The organism is Pectobacterium atrosepticum, from assembly GCA_019056595.1.
Classification (GTDB): domain Bacteria; phylum Pseudomonadota; class Gammaproteobacteria; order Enterobacterales; family Enterobacteriaceae; genus Pectobacterium; species Pectobacterium atrosepticum.
Map to the genome: position 1 here is coordinate 3,888,033 of CP036163.1, position 20,371 is coordinate 3,908,403.

The 20,371-nt window shown below is 52.8% G+C and carries 9 protein-coding genes; all 9 read right to left on the reverse strand.

Annotation, left to right across the window (positions count from 1 at the left end):
- Positions 1–5: 5 nt before the first annotated feature.
- Complete coding sequence (gene ccrA, locus DCX48_18455) at positions 6–1,253, reverse strand: crotonyl-CoA carboxylase/reductase (protein ID QXE16318.1); 1,248 nt, start codon at positions 1,251–1,253, stop codon at positions 6–8.
- Positions 1,254–1,402: 149 nt separating this feature from the next.
- Entirely contained in the window at positions 1,403–1,834 is a 432-nt protein-coding gene (locus DCX48_18460; protein QXE16319.1) for a PaaI family thioesterase, read from the reverse strand.
- A gap of 64 nt (positions 1,835–1,898) precedes the next feature.
- Entirely contained in the window at positions 1,899–8,285 is a 6,387-nt protein-coding gene (locus DCX48_18465; protein ID QXE16320.1) for a type I polyketide synthase, read from the reverse strand.
- Positions 8,282–16,423: a type I polyketide synthase gene (locus tag DCX48_18470; protein ID QXE16321.1), complete on the reverse strand. Its 8,142-nt coding sequence runs from the start codon at positions 16,421–16,423 to the stop codon at positions 8,282–8,284. The genes DCX48_18465 and DCX48_18470 overlap by 4 nt, the downstream gene beginning before the upstream one ends.
- 13 nt (positions 16,424–16,436) lie before the next feature.
- Entirely contained in the window at positions 16,437–17,876 is a 1,440-nt protein-coding gene (locus DCX48_18475) for a long-chain fatty acid--CoA ligase (GenBank protein QXE16322.1), read from the reverse strand.
- Positions 17,873–18,406: a coronafacic acid synthetase gene (locus tag DCX48_18480; GenBank protein ID QXE16323.1), complete on the reverse strand. Its 534-nt coding sequence runs from the start codon at positions 18,404–18,406 to the stop codon at positions 17,873–17,875. The genes DCX48_18475 and DCX48_18480 overlap by 4 nt, the downstream gene beginning before the upstream one ends.
- Positions 18,403–19,548 carry a beta-ketoacyl-[acyl-carrier-protein] synthase family protein gene (locus DCX48_18485; protein ID QXE16324.1) on the reverse strand — a complete coding sequence of 382 codons (1,146 nt, stop codon included), beginning with the start codon at positions 19,546–19,548 and terminating at the stop codon, positions 18,403–18,405. Before DCX48_18485 ends, DCX48_18480 begins: the two co-directional genes overlap by 4 nt.
- The gene (locus tag DCX48_18490) at positions 19,542–20,039 is read right to left on the reverse strand and encodes a beta-hydroxyacyl-ACP dehydratase (protein ID QXE16325.1); all 498 of its coding nucleotides are present in this window, start codon (positions 20,037–20,039) and stop codon (positions 19,542–19,544) included. Before DCX48_18490 ends, DCX48_18485 begins: the two co-directional genes overlap by 7 nt.
- A complete protein-coding gene (locus DCX48_18495) occupies positions 20,036–20,311 on the reverse strand; it encodes an acyl carrier protein (GenBank protein QXE16326.1) in 276 nt (91 codons plus the stop codon). Before DCX48_18495 ends, DCX48_18490 begins: the two co-directional genes overlap by 4 nt.
- Positions 20,312–20,371 lie beyond the last annotated feature (60 nt).

A 20,371-nucleotide genomic window follows, 5' to 3' on the forward strand; every position in this document is an offset into this window, starting at 1 on the left:
GTCATTCAATGACTGTTTGCAGTCGTGAGTTTCTCTTCATGAGAAACGCTTGAGCCGAGTTTCGGAGCGGTTGCATTGATCAGTACCGCTGCATTGCCGAATATACCTCCGTTTAATAACTCTTGGTGCGCATAAGGTATTTCATCAAAATGAAAGACTTTGTTCATGGTTGGGATGATCTTTCTTTGATTAACAAGATTAAGAAACTCATTACATTCACGGATATTGGCATAGTGAGAACCTTGTATTCTTTTCTGATGCATCCATAAATGGCGCACGTCAAAGTCACAATTATAACCAGAGGTCCCCCCCACTGTGACTACCATACCTGAGTGATCGCAGATTTGTAGTGATGTAGGGAAAGTATCTTGTCCTGAGTGCTCAATGACCAGTTTGGGCAGTTCTTTTTTTCCTAAGGCCTTAAAGAAGTCGCGTCTGAAATTGGCGAATGCTCTGGACCATGACGTGTGTTCATCGGAAGTCACATCGGGAAGTCGGCCGAAATGTGAGTATTTTTTCCTGACGATATATCCTACGGCCCCCAGTTTGCGAACATATTCTCCTTTCTCTTCACTTGACACAACCGCGACGGGGAGCCCGCCGAGGGCTTTCACAATTTGTACCGATAATGAACCCAATCCTCCAGCTGCTCCCCATATGAGAACGGCATCGCCTGGTTTGACGTTATTTGGTGCCCAATGAGTGAGTTGTTTGTAGGCTGTGGGTCCATTGAGCATCAGGGTCGCGCTCTCTTCCCAGGTCAGAAAGTCAGGTTTGGGAAAGCATTGATAGTCTTCAACGATTGTAAATTCTGCAAATGATCCGTAATTCCTTTCATAACCATAGATTTCCTGACTGCGGGTAAACATCGGATCGTTCGAAAGGCGTGATTCAAGCGAGGTAGCGTCATATACCGAGCAGGAAACCACCACGGCATCACCGATGCTGACGTTACTAACATTATGACCAACAGAATAAACAATACCTGCCGCTTCTGAACCACCAATATGAAACGGCTCAGCATCTTTATTTCTTTTACGGCGCGCTGAGATAACATCGACAGGTTTTCCTAATGCGGCCCAGACATTATTATAATTCAGTCCTGCCGCCATCACTTTAATAAGAACCTGATTAGGTAATAATTTCGGAATGCTGACAGTTTCCTGTTGAATTGCAGTAATAGGATCGCCATAACGCTCTGGGCGAATCAGATAAGCTTTCATCTCTTTAGGAACAGAATAATTTGTCGTCATGTTGAACTCCTTGTCGAAACGAATAAATCTATCAATCTGTTTTATATCAGATCGTGTTGGTGGCATTGCTCATCCGTGGAACGCCATGACTGGCGTTCCAATAACACGTATAAATGAAAATAGTTCTGCTACGCTTTAATTAGTGATTTTCATTGTGTTGCCTCAGTGGTTTTACTCTTTAGTACAATGCCGGTTCCTGTTGCGCAAATACCACCTCTTGCGCTGATTAGCGTGGCAGAAATAAAAGCGACATTATTGTTTTTATTATCAACGCGCGCCTCGACTCGACATGGTTTTTTACGTATCACACGTAAAATTTTGACAGAAAGTTCAACCACACCTGCGGGCTCACGACCCAGAGCGTTAAATCCACATAGGCCTATTGCTGACTCCAGAGCTGTGCTGATCACTGCACCGTTAATACCGAGAGATGTGAGTACACCAAAGCCTCCCTGATGGCAGGGGTTGTCGTCATTTATTTCCATAACAATGGCATCGTCATTTATTTCAATAATGTTAAACCCCAAGGCTTTAAATAAAGCCGAGTTATTGAAAAGAGAAGCCAGGTCATTTTCAGTCATAACTATTCTCCTGCATCAAGATTCTCGCGACAGCTGATTTTTTTTCATCACGCCAATATATTGATTATTCATTTTTAATATATTCAGTTTTTCGATTTTTTCTTGCGGAATCGCTCCTCTTTCTGATCGGTTTTTTTTCTGTTTCACCAAGTAAATCAGATAAGTTTTTTGCCGTATGAGCGACATATTCTGTCAGCAGTTCAAAATGGCTCCCCGGCGTGATGATGCTTTTCACCAAATTTGGCCATTCATTCGCCCAACGTTCCGGTTGAGCGGACGCTGGATAATCTTTGGCCTGAAGCAGCAGCGTTGGTGTTTTCAAGTGAGAGGGTGTCCACTGCCGGCCGAATAATTCGAGATACCAGGCCATCGCCATGACTGAGGTGTCCTCATCCGACCAGAATTCGCCTTTGGCTGCAAACCATGTGCGCAGTACATCGCCCATTGTGGCTTCATTCATGGCTGATGGCGGAAAGCTGTCGATTAATACCACAGCTTTAGGTTGTCGGCCGCGAGCCTCCAACTGGTGAGCTGCGGCATGTGCGACGAGCCCGCCAGTTGAGAAGCCTACCAGCGTAAAATCGCGCCCCGATGTGCCTCTCTCTATTGCCGTTGCCAGCGCCGCCGCCGCCGCGTAGTCTGTGCCAGGCAAGGGCTCGCCATGATATCCCGGCAACGGCACGGTCAGTATGCTGTACCGATCGCTCAAGGCTGAACTTAAGCGCTGATAGGTTAAATTTGCTGCGGCGGGAATGAATGAGTTGAGGCAAACCAGCAGCGGTTTCTCCTGATCGTTACGTAGCCACACTGTCTCTGGCGCGTGCTGTTCGTGCTGTCGGTGCGAGAAATGTTCGCGTAGGCGCGCCGCGCCGGCCAGTACGCTAAGTCCTTCCTGCGTCATGTTTTGTTGCACAGCTTGCCGTAGCAGGTGGTAGAACCTGTCGGCGTCTTTTTTTATATCAATGTGTGCCTCTGCTGCGGTAGCGTGCTTTTCCCCTGTCAGAATATTCAGTAAGAATTGCGCCAGCGCTTGCGGCGTCGAATGGTCAAAAATTGCCGTGGCGGGAATGCGGACACCAAATGTTTGTGATAATCGGCTTCCCATTTCCACCGAGGTAAGAGAGTCGAATCCCAGTGTAATGAATTCCACATCGCTTCTTATGGACTCCGGATCGGGATGACTCAATACTTCACCCGCGTATTGAATGATCACGTTAAGCAGATAAGGCAACCGCTCTTTTTCCGGCATGTTTGCGATCTGTGGCGATGCACTGACGCTGTTTCTTGCTGCTGTGCGAACAGGGAGTACCTCCGCCAATAGCGGGGTGTCGCCTTGCTCGCGTAGCGCTTCCAGATTTAAACGCGCAGGTATCAGCAGCGGCGGATGGTTCACTACTTGTGCACCGACAACGGTATCCAGGTAGGCCAGGCCTTGTGGGCGAGAAAGCGGGATTTGGCCTGTTGCGATAATATGTTGTATATCGTCGTCACCAAGTTGCTCCCCCATTTCCGAGCGTTCGGCCCACATACCCCAGGCCATTGCGGTCGCAGGAAGACCCTGATGTCGCCGATGGTACGCTAGTGCATCCAAAAAGGCGTTGGCGGCGGCGTAATTTCCCTGTCCTTTTTGCGCAAGAATGCTGACCGCGGAAGAATAGAGAATGAATGCTGCAAGATCGTGATGCTGCGTGAGCTGATGCAGATTCCAGGCGGAAACGGCTTTAGACTGTAAAACGTTATCTATCTGCTCTGCACTCATTGTTTTCAGCGTCGCCGTATCCACACTTCCTGCTGTGTGAATGACGGCGGTGAGCGGATGTGCCGTCGGTATGGTATCAAGCAGTGAGGCCACTGCTGCCACGTTGGCGATATCACAGGCGACAATCGTCGCCTGTGCGCCAAGCTCGGCGAGGTCTTTTAATAACGCATTGGCGCCTGGCGCGTCCTTACCGCGTCTGCTGGCAAGAAGCACGTGACGAACACCGTGATGCTCCACCAGATGTTTCGCGATAACTTTGCCCAGTGCGCCCGTACCGCCGGTGATGAGTACGGTGCCGTCAGGGTTAAGGTTACGGCTCGGGTTTTCCGGCTGGTCGGCGTGGTTGTAATCGGTAAGGTCGCCATTGCCGGCGGCTTTTACCAGTCGCGGGGTGAGTATTTTACCCTCGCGTAACGCCAGTTGAGGCTCATGGGACAGCGTGTTAATCGCGGTATGAATAGAAGACAATGCTGTGTTTTCTACCTCATTGATATCAAGCAGGTAGAACCGTCCCGGATATTCAAGCTGTGCGGTGCGCACTAATCCCCACAGTGGGGACTGGGCGAGATTCGGGACATTCTCTCCATCATTGGTAGCTATTGCGCCTTGCGTCACGATAAGAAGGGGGACATCTGCGGTACGTGGCTCGTCGATCCACGTTTGCAGCGCATTGAGTACGCAGTGTGTCGGGTTATGATCGATAAACTCAGGGGTATCGTCACCATCCGGCGCGATGAAGACGGCGATCTCATCTGGCTGCGGTGAGAACGTCGCCAGCGCTTGATGCATGTCGTCATACGTGCAGGAAGCATAGTGCTCCTTGATGAGTCTAGATAAACGCTCCCGTAACCTGTTTTGCGGAACAATCCAGTGAATTTTCGGCTTCGTGGTGGATGAGTCTGGCGCAATCTCACGCCATGCCAGACGGTAAAACGGCGGACGTGACGGGGCAAGGCGCGGTGAGTTTGACGATTTCAGCACTATGGAGTCGATGATTGCGGCTGCTCGACCGGTATCATCCGCGAGTCGTAACGCATATTCGCTGTAGCCTGATGTCGATGGCTCAGTGGTTTTTCGCACCAGATGGCCTCGCAGACGCTGTGCACCCCTGATGTATTGCCGTATCCCGCTAAGGGAGAAAAGTAAACGGGGCTGAATGTTTTCTTCGCCTGGTTTCAGTTGCTCCAGTAATGCTGCTTGCATTCCCGCGTCTAGCAGGGTCGGGTGCAGAATGAAATCCTCTCCCAGTTCCGCATGACTCTCTGGCGACGTGGCTTCGATATACAGCCCGTCTTCGTGCTCCCACACATTAATGAGCCTTTGAAACGCGTTACCTAGAATCACACCCTGAGCAGCGAGGTGTTCATAAATCGGGGTAAAATCAACGGGTTTGGCGTCGGCGGGCGGCCAGTTGTCATTATGGAAATCCGGCCACTCCGGTGATAACTTTTCGTCTGGTACAAGACGGCAAGTGGCATAGCGTTTCCAGGGTGCCATCTGATACTCACGCGGTTCTGGATCGCCAGGCTGATGAAAATAGGCTTCCACCGTTCTACCGCCATCCGCTTCTGGCGGGCTGACATGGAGTTGGATGGACGTGGGAATACACTCATTCAGAGGCAAAATCGCGTGCAGGAAGAGATCGTCAAGACGCTGGCAGCCAACCTGCTCCCCGATAGAAAGTATCATCTCTGCGGTCATCGTCCCCGCGCCTGCGGGGATGTCGGCGACCCGGTGCTCCAGTATCCAAGGCTGTCTGGCTGCGTCTAATTGTCCGGTAAAAATCCAGCTTTGCTGCGCGGCGTTGTCTATGCCGGCGTGTAAAAAAGGATGTTTAACTGCAAAAAAGCCACCGTCTAACGTTGGTCGCACTGGTGGCGCTTGCAACCAATAGCGACGGTGCTGGAAGGGATAGGTAGGCAGCGGTACGATCGGTGTCTGAACGAGCAGTTTCCTCCAGTCCAGCGGTTGCCCTTGTGTGTACAGTCTGGCCAGAGCGGCAAAGAAGGGGCGCAATTCATCCCGTCCTTTACGCAAGGGAGCAATCCACGCTGCGCTGGGAACGCCGCTGGATTCGCCGACTATACTTGCCCGACCCAAAGCCGTCAGTACGCCGTCAGGGCCGACTTCCAACGCGACAACGATATTGTGTGCCTCAAGCCATTGGATAGCAGCATCGAATCGCACCGCACTGCGGGCCTGATTTGCCCAATATTCAACGGAACAGGCTTGTTCATTGGTCAGCTGTTGACCGGTCACTGTTGAAACAATTGGAATAGCGGGAGCCTGCAACGATAGCGTTGACAGAGTACGGCGTAAGGTATCAACGATGCCGTCAATATGGGGCGAGTGAAAGGCGTGGCTGGTTCTTAAGCGATGCGTACGGTAACCGCGCGCGTGCCACTGTTCAGCAAGACTCAGCACTTTGTCGGTGTCGCCGGATATCACTACAGAAGACGGCGAATTAATCGCGGCGATCGCAATGCATTCTTTATATTTTTGCAACGACGGCAAAATCTCCGCCTCACTGGCTTCAATAGCAACCATCGCGCCATCGGCAGTGATGGACTCCATCAGTCGTCCACGCGTTGCAACGAATGTCGCGGCATCGGCCAGATTGAATACGCCGGCGATATGGGCGGCGGCGATCTCGCCAATGGAGTGACCGATCAGTACATCGGGCTGCACGCCGAGATGCATGACAGTTCGGCACAGAGCGACTTCGAACGCGAATAACGCCGCCTGGGTAAAATCAGTACGATCCAGCAGTAGGGCGTCGGCACTGTCCTGTTCGGCGAATATGACGGTTTTAAGTGGTTGCGACAGCAGCGGATCGAGATGCTGGCAGATGTCGTCGAACGTGTGAGCGAAAACCGGAGATTGATGGTATAGCCCTTGTCCCATCGTCGGCCACTGTGCACCTTGCCCCGTAAAAAGGAAGGCGACGTTGCCTGACGGAGAACGGACGCCTTGAATGATGCCGGGAGCGTAGCGATTGGCGGCCAGTGCCTCCAGGGCGATGAGCGCATTGTTACTGTCTTCTGCGGTAATCACGGCACGATAGTTAAAATGGGTGCGGGTGGTGGCTAGCGAAAAGGCGATGTCGGGCATCGAGCTGGCATTCTGAGTCAACCATGTGTGCAACTGTTTGGCCTGAGCACACAGCCCGTCTGGTGAGGCCGCAGCCAACGGTAGCGCGATGCCAGGCACGGGGAAAGTCCTTGCCGGTGCGGCTTCTTGCACCGGAGGTGAAATTGACGGAGCCTCTTCGAGAATAAGGTGAGCGTTGGTGCCAGAAAAGCCAAATGATGATACCGCCGCGCGTTTGGGACGCCCGGTATCAGGCCAGTTACGTGCCGTGTTGAGTAATTTAATGTTGCCGCGTGACCAGTCTATTTTGCCGGACGGCGTCTCGGCATGTAGCGTTTTGGGCAAGCGCCCGTGCCTGAGAGCCATCACCATCTTGATGACGCTGGCGACGCCAGCGGCAAGTTGGGTATGGCCGATATTGGATTTTAGTGAGCCAAGCCATAGCGGTTGATCGTCAGACCGATGTTTGCCATAGGTGTTGAGCAGTGCATGTGCTTCAATGGGGTCGCCAAGCGTGGTGCCGGTGCCGTGCGCTTCTACGACATCAATATCGGAAAAGGTCAGCTCCGCATTATTCAGCGCCTGACGGATGACCTGTTCCTGCGCAGGGCCGTTTGGCGCAGTCAGCCCGTTGCTGGCACCATCCTGATTAATTGCGCTCCCTCTAATCACGGCGAGTACGCTGTGACCAGCTCGTAATGCGTCGGAGAGTTTCTCCAGCAAAATAAGCCCAACGCCTTCAGAAAACCCCGTTCCGTCGGCATGGTCAGAAAAGGCTTTACATCTTCCGTCTGCGGCAAGACCGCTTTGACGGGTGAACTCGGCAAAGACCTCTGGAGAGGCCATAATCGTTGCTCCGCCTGCGATAGCAAGCGAACACTCGCCGCTCTTCAGTGAGCGAATGGCTTGATGGATCGCAGTGAGAGACGCAGAGCAGGCTGTATCTACCGTGATAGCCGGACCGTTAAGTCCCAATGCGTAAGCGATGCGCCCGGAACTGATGCTGCTCAGGCTGCCTTGTAAGCGATAACCGTCGGCGGCGGGGTTGCGCCGCTCGATATCGCTGAGATAGCCGTTGTGCGTGGATCCAATAAAGACGCCGGTCTGACTGTTTTTTAGCGTGGCGGGAACGATACCAGCACGCTCCAGAATTTCCCAACTCACCTCCAGCAGTAAGCGTTGCTGAGGATCCATCGCCAATGCCTCACGATCGGATATCTTAAAGAAGCCAGCGTCGAAGCCTGCTGCATCCTCCAGAAACCCGCCTTTCCAGGCCTTGGCGACGGCGCTGAGTGCCGGGTTTTGTTCAAAGAGCGTCTTCACGTTCCATCCCCGATCTGCAGGGAAGGGGCCGATAGCGTCCTCGTCAGTGGACAACTGTTGCCAAAGCTGTTCGGGAGAATGAATGCCTCCGGGTAAACGACAGCCCATTGAAATAATGGCGATAGGTTCATGCGCCGCCTGCGTCAAATCCTGATTACGCTGTTTCAACTGTTCGTTCAGCAACAAGCTGTGGCGTAACGCTTCGACCAGACGCGGATCGGTGGTTCCGTCGCCCGCGGCGGTATTTTTCGCGGCGTGACTATCTTTTGGATGCGTCATAGCATTTTCTCCTTGTCAGACAGGGCCATCGACACCAGCTCTTCCAGACTTGCGGACTCAATATCGGTAACCTGAGGCTTTTTCGACGCGTCCTCCACGGGGGCGATGCCGTTTGCTATCTGAAGTAATTTATCCAGCAAGCCGGCATCGCGTAGGCTGGCAAGCGGAATGCCGGCAATACGCTCGAGTAAGTGCGATTCATCCTCTTCCGTCATCACTGCGTTGATCGTCGCATCCTGCCCCACGAACAGTTCCGCATCGAGATATTCCGCTAGCGCGACAGGGGTCGGGTAGTCATACGTCAGGGTTGCCGGTAGACGCAGGCCGGAAACTGCCGCCAGACGGTTGCGTAACTCCAGCGCCATGAGCGAGTCGATACCGCTCTCTTTAAATGGCTGTTCGGGCGCAAGAAGCGAACCGTTATCAAGGCCAAGTATGCTCGCGATGTTATCGGTGATGGCGGCCTGTAACTGTTTTAGTCGAGCACTGGGTTCCAGCGTGGATAGCGATTTTCGTAGGTCGGGCATCTTTTCTCCGTCTGATGACGACCTACGCATGATTACGGGACCCGCCAACCGTTCAAATAACGGATGAAGGCGCCCTGACTGTGCATTTTTACGCAACATCTGCGGGTTCAACGGCGCTGCGGTATACACCGCGTAAGGTAATGCCAGCGATGCGTCGATCATCGCATTCCCATGTTCTGGTGTGATAGGCGCCAGACCCGTTCGCGCGATCCGCGCGTTGTCGGTATCGCTGAGCCGGCTCGATAGCCCAGTGACCGGCTGCCACCAGCCCCAGGCAAGGGACGTGGCACTCAAACCCTGCTGGCGGCGATTATGTGCCAGTGCGTCCAGCGCGTTGTTCGCAGCAGAGTAGTTGCCTTGCCCCGGACTACCTAGCGTTCCCGCGCTGGATGAGTAGAGAACGAAAGCCGCGAGATCATGTGTGCGGGTTTTATGGTGCAAATGCCAAACTGCGTCGATTTTGGGTGAAAATACTGTATCGAGGCTTTCCGCTGTCAGGTTGGCGATGGTGGCGTCGGCCAGTACGCCAGCGGTATGGAACACGCCGGTTAGCGGATGTGTGGCTGGAATCGCTGCGAGTAGTTTATCCAACGCCTGAGGGTCGGTGGTATCGCAGGCGACGATCTTAACTGTAGCCCCTGCGCTTTCCAGTTCTGCTTGCAATTGTGCCGCGCCATCGGCGCGTGAGCCGCGACGGCTGGCCAATACCAAGTTTTTGCTCTGATGTGACGTCACCAGATGCCGTGCGAGCAGCCCGGCCAGCGTCCCCGTTCCCCCGGTAATTAACACCGTACCGTCGGGATTGAGTTTCTGGGGAAACGTCAACACCACTTTGCCGGTATGACGGCCTTGTTGCATCAACCGGAATGCGGATATCGCTTCTCTGATATCAAAGGCGGTAATCGGCAAGGGGGCTAGTGACCCCGCGCGCATTAACGATAACAGCGTGGTAATCATCTCCGTGGTCAGTTCAGGATCCTTGTCCGGTCGATCAAGGTAGTGATAAATCAGATCCGTAGGGAAATCCTCGCGAATATCGGTTTTACCCAGTTCGACAAAGCGTCCCCCTGAAGCCATTAGCGACATAGAGGCATCGATAAATTCTCCGGTAAGCGAGTTGAGCACCACATCAATCCCTTTATCACTCAGTAACGGACGGAATTGTCCGGTGAACTTAAGTTCGCGTGAACTGGCGATGTGATCGTCGGCGATACCGAGCTGGCGCAGGACCGGCCATTTATCTGGATGTGCGGTGGCAAACACTTCCGCCCCCAGGTGGTGCGCCAATTGAATAGCGGCTTGGCCGACACCCCCTGCCGCCGCGTGAATCAGCACGCGTTCGCCCTGGCGCAGCGCAGCGAGTTGCGTCAACGCGTAGTAGGCGGTAAGAAAGGCGATTGGGATACCAGCGGCTTGCGCGAAAGTCCAGTCATCAGGAAGACGAAAAGTTGTCGCCCGGTTGGCGATTACCGTTGGTCCAAAAGCGCCTTCAGTCAGGACTATCACCCTATCGCCAATGTTAAAGTCTTTAACATCCGTCCCGACTTCGGTGATGACGCCGGCGGCCTCTGTCCCGAATTCATGCTGCGGCGCGATTAATCCTAGCGCACACACGACATCATAAAAATTAATGCCCGCGGCTCGCACGCTGAGCCGAATCTGTTCCTTACCTAGCGGTGCGCCGGCTTCAGGAGCAGGTTTCAGCACGAGATTGTCGAGATTTCCGGCGTCCGAAATATCCAGACGCCACAGAGCGCTATCGGACGGTGGGGTTAGCAGTCCGGTTTTCACTGTTCTGGTCAGATGCGGAATGAGCAGTTGCCCCTGACGCAGTGCCAATTGTGGACGATCGCTAGCCAGCGCTGTGCTGAGTAATGCGGTATCAATGAGAGGACGATCGGTATCAAGCAGAACGATGCGGCCTGGGTTCTCGTTCTGTGCTGAGTGGAGTAATGCCCATGCGCTGCTCTGTGCGACATCTAGCCGTTCATGTGAACCGTGTTCTGTCGCATGGTGTGTGATCACCAGCAGCGTGGTGTTGGCCATGCTTTCATCGGCCAGCCAGGGTTGCAGATGGTTGATAACCTGTTCGCACAGCGCACGAGTGGAGAGAGGCACATCGTCAGTCTGCGCCGGATTGTTACTTGGCAACGGCCAAACGAGTACCGTTGGTGCAGTGGATGACGCCAGTGCCGCGTTTAATGCCGACAATGAATCATAGCGGTCGGCGATGTTTAGCGGACTGGCGTCGGCTGGTTCGGTATCAAGTAACGCCCAACTGGCGGTTGAAGGAACGTCTTTTGCTTTAGATGCGCTGGGCAGAGGGCTCCAGGTCGTGCGCAGAAGGTCATACTCCGGCTGGATGCGTAACTGATTGCGCAGATTATCCCGTGTGGTTTCCCGTAAGCTGAGCGTTTCAATGGCAACTACCGTTTCGCCCGTCTCATCAGTAGCAATCAGGCTGATATTCTCTGGCGTTTTCAAATGCAAACGTGCGCGTAACTGGCGTGGTTGTTTGTCAGCTATCGTCACACCGCTCAACGCGAACGGGAGTCGCAGCGTTGTCGCATCCTCGTTTTCGCTATCGGGTAGCGCGATGGTATGCAGTACGGTATCGAGCAGCGCAGGGTGCAGAAGATGTCCGCTCGTCGAAAGCTCTTCAGGTAAGCTTGCTTCAGCATACAGGCTATCGCCATTGCTCCAGGCTGCGCTAAGCCCTTTGAAGGCTGCTCCATATTCATATCCAGCAGCGGAGAGCCGTTGATGAAGTTGGGCGAGATCCAGCGGTTCACTGCCGACCGGCGGCCAGTCCGCGTTGTCGAATGGACGTTGTTCCTGTCTTGAGGCGTCGCGCTGTAATAACGCGTTGGCGTACAGTGTCCACTCTGGGGGGTCGATCTCCTCGTCGCTATGGCGCCGGGCGTGGATAGTAACGGTACGTTGCCCTCGGTCGTCAGGCCGTCCGACTCTGAGTTGCAGATCCAACTCCCCTTGTTCAGGCAGCACCAGAGGCGTTTGTATAACTAATTCCTCGATTGTTGGGTAGTCCGTCAGTAACGCGGCATAGCGAACCATATCCAGATAAGCTGTTCCAGGAACTAGAGCAACACCGGTGGCCGCGTGATCGGCGAGCCAGGGCTGGCTGGCTAGCCCGATACGTCCTGTTAGTAGCACTCCTTCGTCGTCTGGAAGGTCGATGATTGCGCTGAGTAATGCATGCTCCGTTGGTCTTTGTCCGACAGTGGCGACATTGCTGACGGCGGGGGGCGTCAGCCAGTAATGACGATGCTCGAAAGGATAGGTTGGGATGTCCACGAGGCTAGCGGTAGGATGAAGCGCACGCCAGTTGAGGTTATGCCCGTTGACGTACAACTGTGCCATTGCCTGCGTCAGGCACTCAACGGCGGGTTTGTTGCGCTGCATCGAACCGACGATCGTTGCCGTGCTGTCTGTCGTTTCTTCGAGCGCCGGCAGCAGCACGGCGTGCGGGCTGCACTCCAGAAAGGTTACTTTACCCGTTTTGCTCAATGCCGATATCGTGTCGAAAAAACGTACCGGGCAGCATAGGTTGTCACACCAGTATTTGGCGTTGAGGGTTGTGCCATCAAGAGGCGTATCGGGCGTGTGGCCGTCCACGGTGCTGTAAAAAGGAATGCGCGTGGCGCTAGGTTTTAAACCGGAAAATAGCTCCATCAGAATAGGGCGTAACGTATCGAGCTGCGGAGAATGGCCTGCGACATCCACCGCAATGCGTTTGGCGCGGATTCGCTCTTTTTTACAGCGACGGAGCAGCGCCTCGATTGATTTGGCATCGCCTGAAACCACGGTTGATGACGGGCTGTTGAAAACCGCGAGGGTAATTTCCCCATCATCTGGAGTGAGGAGGGCGCGAGTCTGTTCTTCGGAAAGGCCAAGTGTAGCCATGGCGCCGTGTCCTGACTGGCTGAGCATAAGTCTTGAGCGTAACGCCACGATCCTGATCGCATCTTGTAGCGACAAGGCACCTGCGATATAGGCGGCAGCGATTTCGCCCTGAGAGTGCCCCACGACGGCGTGCGGCGCAAATCCGAAAGATTGCCAGAGGCGAGCCAGTGCGGTCATCACCGCGAAAAGCGCTGGCTGCACGACGTCAACGCGGTCCAAAGGCGGAGTGTCTGGGCTGCCACGCAGCACGTCAATCAGTGACCAATCGACATACGCGCGCAGCGCGTCATCAACCTCGTCGATAGCCTGCCGGTAAACGGAAAAAGCGTTATACAGCTCCATTCCCATTTCAGGCCACTGCGACCCTTGGCCTGGGAAGATGAATAACAGTTTTCCTGATTCGCCGACGGTTGAGGCACCGACAGTTAGCGTCGGGTGATCCTGCCCATTTTCAAGCGATTGTAGCCCTTTTAACAGCGCTTCTTTTGATTGGCCTCTGACGGCGGCGCGGAAGGGGAATTGACTACGTGAGATACCGAGTGAGTACCCCACATTAATGGGATCAATGGCTTGTTGGTTAGTCAGATACTCCCGTAGTTGCGCAGCTTTTTTACGCAGCGCAGTATCGGTTTTTGCGGCAATTGGCCAGAGCATCTCCTGTGGCACAGTGACAGCCTCGGTCTGCATGTGGCCATTCGACATCGATACTGGAGGTTGTTCCACGATAAGGTGACTATTGGTGCCAGAGACGCCGAATGAAGAGATTGCCGCACGATAGGGCCGATCGCCGACCTGCGGCCAAGGGCGCGAAGCTGAGAGTAGCTGTATCGCGCCGCTTGACCAGTCGACTTCGTGAGAAGGTTCGGTAATGTGCAGACTGCGCGGCAACATATTGTGGCGGAAAGCCATCAGCATCTTGATCAGCCCGGCAGCACCGGCGGCAGCTTGCGTGTGTCCGATGTTGGATTTGATTGACCCCAGAAGCAACGGCTGTTCGGCTGAGCGATGCCGGCCATAGGTTGCCATCAGCGCATTCGCTTCGATTGGATCGCCAAGACGAGTACCGGTGCCGTGCGCTTCTACCACATCGACATCCTGAGGCGTCAGACCTGCGTTGGCCAGCGCGTGGCGAATCACCTGTTGTTGTGCGGAGCCATTGGGCGCGGTCAGTCCGTTAGAGGCGCCATCCTGATTGACTGCGCTGCCGCGGATGACGCCCAGAACCGTATGCCCGTTGGCCTGTGCCTGAGACAGCGGCTCGAGTAATAGCATGCCGATACCTTCCGAGAGCCCTACGCCGTCCGCTGACGCAGAAAAGGCTTTGCAACGCCCATCGGGCGCGAGCACGCGCTGTTGAGAGAAATCGATAAGTACGCCGGGTGTTGGCATAATCGTGATACCGCCCGCTAATGCAAGTTTACAGTCATTGCTGCGTAGCGCTTCACAGGCTGTATGGATAGCCACTAACGAGGAGGAGCAGGCGGTGTCAATTGTGACCGCGGGTCCATGCAGGCCAAGGCTATAAGCTACCCTGCCGGAGGCGACGCAAGTGGCGGTTCCCATATAACCGTAGCCTGAAACGTCTTCTGAGGCATGCTGAATCTGGGACCCATACTCTGTCGCCATGATGCCAGCGTATATTCCTGTATTGGAACCATATAAGCTCGACGGCTCGATGCCTGCTCGTTCAATGGCTTCCCACGAGACTTCAAGCAGAAGTCGTTGTTGAGGTTCCAGTGTCAGGGCTTCACGTGGTGAGATGCCGAAAAATCCGGCGTCAAACTGCGGTGCGTCATATAAAAATCCGCTGGTGCGGGTGGATATTTTACCTAGTCGGCCCGGTTCCGGATCATACAGCTTGGTGATATCCCATCCACGATCCGACGGGTAATCACCGATTGCGTCTCGCTCATTAACGAGTAAATCCCATAGTGCTTCTGGACTGTTCACGCTGCCGGGATAACGGCACGCCATACCGATGATGGCAATAGGTTCATCGTGGCTATGTGTCTCCAGTGTCTCCTGTTCGTCATCGGGTGATGAGAGTCCAAGCGCTTGTCTCAGGTATTCGCTTAATGCACGTGGTGTTGGGTGGTCGTAAACTAGTGTGGAGGGGAGTTCTATCCCTGTGGCGACTGAGAGTCCACGTGAGAACTCGACAACAGTCAATGAGGTAAATCCAATATCACGAAACGCCTGCATGTCCGATGAAAAGGTTTCGCCCAGTAGCGCTCTGATTTCTCGTGATACGAGTCCTAGCAGAATGTCGTATTGTTCCGATGGGCTACGATCTTGCAGCGCTAGCCCATCGATATCGTCGTCTAGCGCTGTATTAAATGAATTAGCGGAAAGCGAAGAGGGTTCATCGGCCATGGCAGCTGTTTCGTTGGCGTATGTTAGCGCAGTGCGATAGTGCTCCGCTTGCTCAGGAAGAAGTTGATTGAATACGCTTGCCCAATCAACCGATGCGCCGTTGATAAACGCGTGAGTCAACGATTGAAGGAAACTCTCCCGATCGCTTTTCCGGCGATCGAGCGTGGAGATGGCTGCACCTTTAACGCCAGCTTCGCGCAGATGTTCTTCTATGATGGAGGTCAGAACGGGGTGTGGGCTGACTTCAATAAAAAGACGATGCCCGTCGTTGATCAATGCTCGGATGCTGTTTTCGAACAAAACAGGCTCCCGCAGGATACGATACCAGTAGTCCGGCTGAAAATCTTCGGCACTGTAGCGCGCACCGGAGACGGAAGAATAATATGCCGCATGTGCTGAAGATAGAATATTGCGCGGCGCGTGAGCTATCACCTCGGCTTTCAGTATGTCCACCTGAGGGGAGTGCCCTGCAACCTCACCTCCGGGCACTTTCCAGGCCCAAAATCCCGCTTTAGTTAATTTGTTGAGTAGGGCGTCGGTGTCTGCTGTGCCGCCACTTAATGTAACGCTTTTATTGCTGTTGATAGCGGCAATAGCAAGCCTACCATCCCACTCTTTGAGTAACGGCGTAACATCTTCAACGGAGGCTGCGACCGATACCATCGCACCTTGTCCTTCAATGTTTGAGAGTTCTTTTCCCCACAGTGTCACCAAGTTGGTGGCGTCCTCTTGGCTTAAATAGCCAGAGGAATAGGCTGCCGACGCTTCGCCTACAGAATGCCCGACCACGGCTGCTTCACGGATGCCAAAAGCTCTCCATGCATCCGCGAGCGCGGAGGATATCGTGAACTGTATTGGTTGGATTTGTTTCAGACCTGAGAAAGGCTCACCCGCCGCCAGAGAATCTGCTGGGTTCCAGTTCAGGCTGTCCTGAAATATCGCGCCGTTTTTACCCGCGCTTTGACGATATGCGGGCAGTGCGTTGAGTAATTCTGAAGTCATTCCTGGCCACAGTGGTCCCTGCCCTGAAAAAACTAGCACCGGTTTTTCCCCCGCCGCCGCATTCCCTGTTAAAACGTTGCGCGCTGCGCGGCCCTGCGCGAGTGACGTCAGCCCTTTGATCAACCCGGCTTTATCTGCCGCGAAGATGGCGCTACGAATTTCCGCATGCGGAACGGCGAATTGATGCAGACAAAACGTCGCTAATTCAGTGTCTGATAGGAGTTCGATCTTGGTTCGCCAATGTTCGGCTACGCTGGCGAGCGCCGATTCTGATTCGCCAGAGAGTATAAGTGGCAGGTTTAAGGCATCCATACGTGAACTCCTGTTATTTGGTAGCGACGTTTTGACGAGCGGTTTTTCTCCACCCTATGTCTGAAGATGAATACAGCGTGATAATCTTCGGCTGCTCACTGCGAAGCAGAATTTTTCCGAGCTGGCGTCGAATCTCCCCTTCGCTCAGTGAGCTGTCTTGACAATAGACATCCAGTGTGAATTCCACGCCGCTGGTCTCGGCGGCGTTATGTACCCAGGCTTCCGCATGAGAAACTCCCGTAATGGTTTCGGCTATTTCACTGACCGATTTCAAACACACCTTTTCGCCGCGGCTCATGACATAGGTTGGGTTGCGCTGTTTAAAGAAAAGATAGCCGTCCTCATCAATGGTGAAACGATCGCCGGTATGGATGATGCGACGCTCCCCATTACGTGGCGTATCAATACCTTCATCCAGATTGCGGATTCGTCGAATCATGCCGGTATAGGTTTCAACGATGAGTTCGCCATCCTTGTCGTCAGGGTTGTCCTTGCGCAGGTAAACGTTAACTTCAGGGAAAGGCTTACCGACGGACGCATATTTATCGGGCGATGCGTGATGTGCCGCCAGTGTTGCAACACGCGGTCCAGCCTGAGTCAAACCATAGGTGAGATACAGTTCGATTCCGGGATTCCGGGATAGAATCGCTTCAACTGAACTGGCGGAGAGAGCGTCTCCGCCGATGGTCAGACGTCGTAGCGGAGCAGGAAGCTGTTCGGAACCGGATTGCAGCCAGGCATTAATCATTGTCGGCGTAATGGATGACTGGGTGATTTGATAGGTTTCAATCGTTCGCTCGTAGTTGCCTGGTGTGAAGGGGGGGCCGGCAATAATAGCCGTATTCCCTAGCGCAAAAGAGGAGAGTAGTTGTGCTACGAAAGCATAGGAGTAGTACATCGGTAGATTGATCAATATCCGATCTTCCGCGCGCTGTTCAACGGCTTGCGCATGATTACGTGCATTACGAAATAAATCGTTGATATGAAATAAGCAGCCGCTGAAGATACCGGACGTTCCTGATGTGAGAAGAATGACCTCGCCCGGCTGATAGCTGTGCTCACTGGATATCTCTACGCGAATCAACTGACCTGATTGCGGCAGAGGCTGCGCAGGTTGCGCTTGCACCAGCCCAGAGGGAAGGTGTAATGCGATCAGGTTCCTGGCACCAATTACCTGTGCGATACGATAAATACGAGACGCTGGCGCAGAGGACGGCAGCAGAACGGGAACCGCGCCAATGGTCAACAGCGCAAAAATGATTACGGCGAATTGCACACTATTCGGGATTGCCACCATTACGGGATTGCCGGGTTCAATCCCTTGTTCACGAAGATGTTTTACCAGATCGACGAAAATCAACGATGGCGCATCATGTGGATTGGCATCGACCTGAATGAGCCCATCCAGAAAGTGCTGGGCGGAGCTGGGCGTGATTGTGGGTTGGGACGTCATTGATGTTCCCCTCCGCTCTGAGTGACGACAATACTGCGAATGTGGTGGCCTGATTCGTCGACACGATGATCGGTAATAATGACGTGAGTTGCCGAACCCTCATCCAGCCAGAGTTGCGCTAATGCTGTGGCATAGGGCTGCATGTTGTCCGGTGGCATACTCCATACGATGCTCGGACCACTAAATCGTAGAAATTGCGATGGAAGTCCGATGATCATCCCAGGACAGGCACCGGAAAAACGCAGTGGTGAAAGGTGTCCTGAGGAAAGTGTTTGTGAAATGTCGTGTATGGTCTTGAGAGTACATTGGTCGCTAATGGCGATATGCCCTACAGAAGAGCAGGTCGATGTGATGACATCTCGGTGCTCGTTGATAGCCTGCTCAACGGCTTCAAGAACAAGCCATGACAAAGGGTCTGCATAAAGTGAGGCTTTTTGTGCGGGTTTGTACGTATATAAATCAGGCGTACTTGCCATCCCATGACCCACGATGTTGAGTGCTTTCAGGGTTAATGTTTCGACGTTTGTCATCGTGCTGCGCTCCCTGCACTTTGGAAAACCAGACAGGTGTTAAATCCACCAAATCCAAGCGTTATGCTCAGCCCAGCTGTTGCCGTGCAGGGCATGTTTTTTTGATTGGCGATAGGTAAATCGGAGGGGGTAATGGGATCGTACAATCCATGAATTGGAGGAAGCCTTTGTGTTTTTAATGCCTGCAGCACTGCAATAGCTTCAATGGCTCCCGTTGCGCCAAGTGTATGCCCAAATGCTCCTTTTGTTGCGAATAACGTCGGCGGGTGTGGTAAGGGGGAAAAAAACGCTGAATAAGCTTTTGCCTCTACACTGTCGTTAACCTGTGTTCCTGTACCATGAGCGTTTATAATGGAAATATCTTCCGGTTTTAAGCCTGCGCTATTTAGCGCTCGTTCTACGGTAAGTATCACATTTTGCCCTGATAAATCGGGCGAAACTGCACTGGCGGCGTCGTTTGCGGAGCCTGCTCCTGCGAGGATTCCATAAGGTTTAGCACCGCGACGTCTAGCATGCCTTTCGGATTCTAGTATCAGAAATGCAGCGCCTTCACCGAGTACAGTACCATTGTGACTGATATCGAACGCACGTAAACCATCGGTAGACATTGTGCCTAGCCGTGAATGGCTGAGCCGTTTCCCCAGAGTCAGTACATCGGCTCCCCCGCATACACATATTTCAGTAAGGCCCGCCTTGATAAAGCTCAGCCCCGTTAAAATTGCATCGGAGCCAGCTGAACAGGCTGTACTTACCGTGATAGGGGACTTAACACAGCCGACTGCTTTGACTGCTTGTGTTGACCATTCTGATAACGAGAAAGTATCGGGTGAGTCTAAATGATGGCCATAGCTGGTTCCTAAAACTGCGAGAATATCTGGGTCATCCGCAGGAATAGAAGCATCCTCAAGCGCTTTGCGTAAGGTTTTTACCGTTAATACATGTTGACGTCTTGCCCCTTCCCATTCTAAAGGGATATCTGGTATGGGGGCCGCAAGGTTACTGCGTAGCGATAATGTGGATTCTAGGTCGGTTATACCGGAGATACCCTCTAGCAGGTATTGCCAGACCGTAGGTATTTCATCTCCTAGTGCTGTAGACCAGGCCATACCTGTAACCCAAACAGGAGAGTGATGATTTACCATAATTGTTCTCCTAGTGTGGATATATTTTCGCGCACTAGCGAGCCTTTTAGCATTCCGACCGTTTGACCTGCGACTTCTGCTTTACAGGAAAACGTCAGGAATTTATCTCGCAAGCTTTCGCAGTTGAGGTTAAAAATAATTTGATCTCCGGGTACAACCACTCGTGTAAAACGAGATTTTATTGAGCCGACTAGTGTTATTTCATCGTCAGCTAACGGTGATGTTGAAAGCTGAAATAAAATAATTGCCGATTGTGATATGGCTTGCACCATATGGCTCGCCGGAAAAATAGCTCGTTCGGGAAAATGGCCTGCGATGGCATCTGTCTGACCCGAAACAGCCATAAGTGTTTTAATATATTTTTCTGGCTCGTAATCAAGAACACGATCAAGATATACCATTGGATGCCGGTGTCTTAGCCATCCTTTAAGCTCCGTAAACCCCATTACTCGTGGTTGACGATTATCTTTGTCTTGGGATGGAATACTCATTGGTTTTCTCCCTGCTTATTTGATTCTAGGATTAATTCTGAAGTCAATTTTGTGAGCGTTTGAATTGAGTCGAAATATTGAGGAGTAAAGTATTCATCTTCAATTTTGATGTTAAAGGCATACTCACACTGGGCTCGTAGTTCACTGAACCCTAAGGAATCTAGACCAAGGCCATCACGCATATTGATATCTGTCTCAATTTCTGAACGAGGGATGCCAATAAATAGATCGTCGATTAGAATTCCGATAATGGTGTTTTCTATGTTTTTCAAGGTAATGATTCCTTTAGGTTAATAAGTGTTTTTAATGCATTAGATGTCATTCGTGTTATC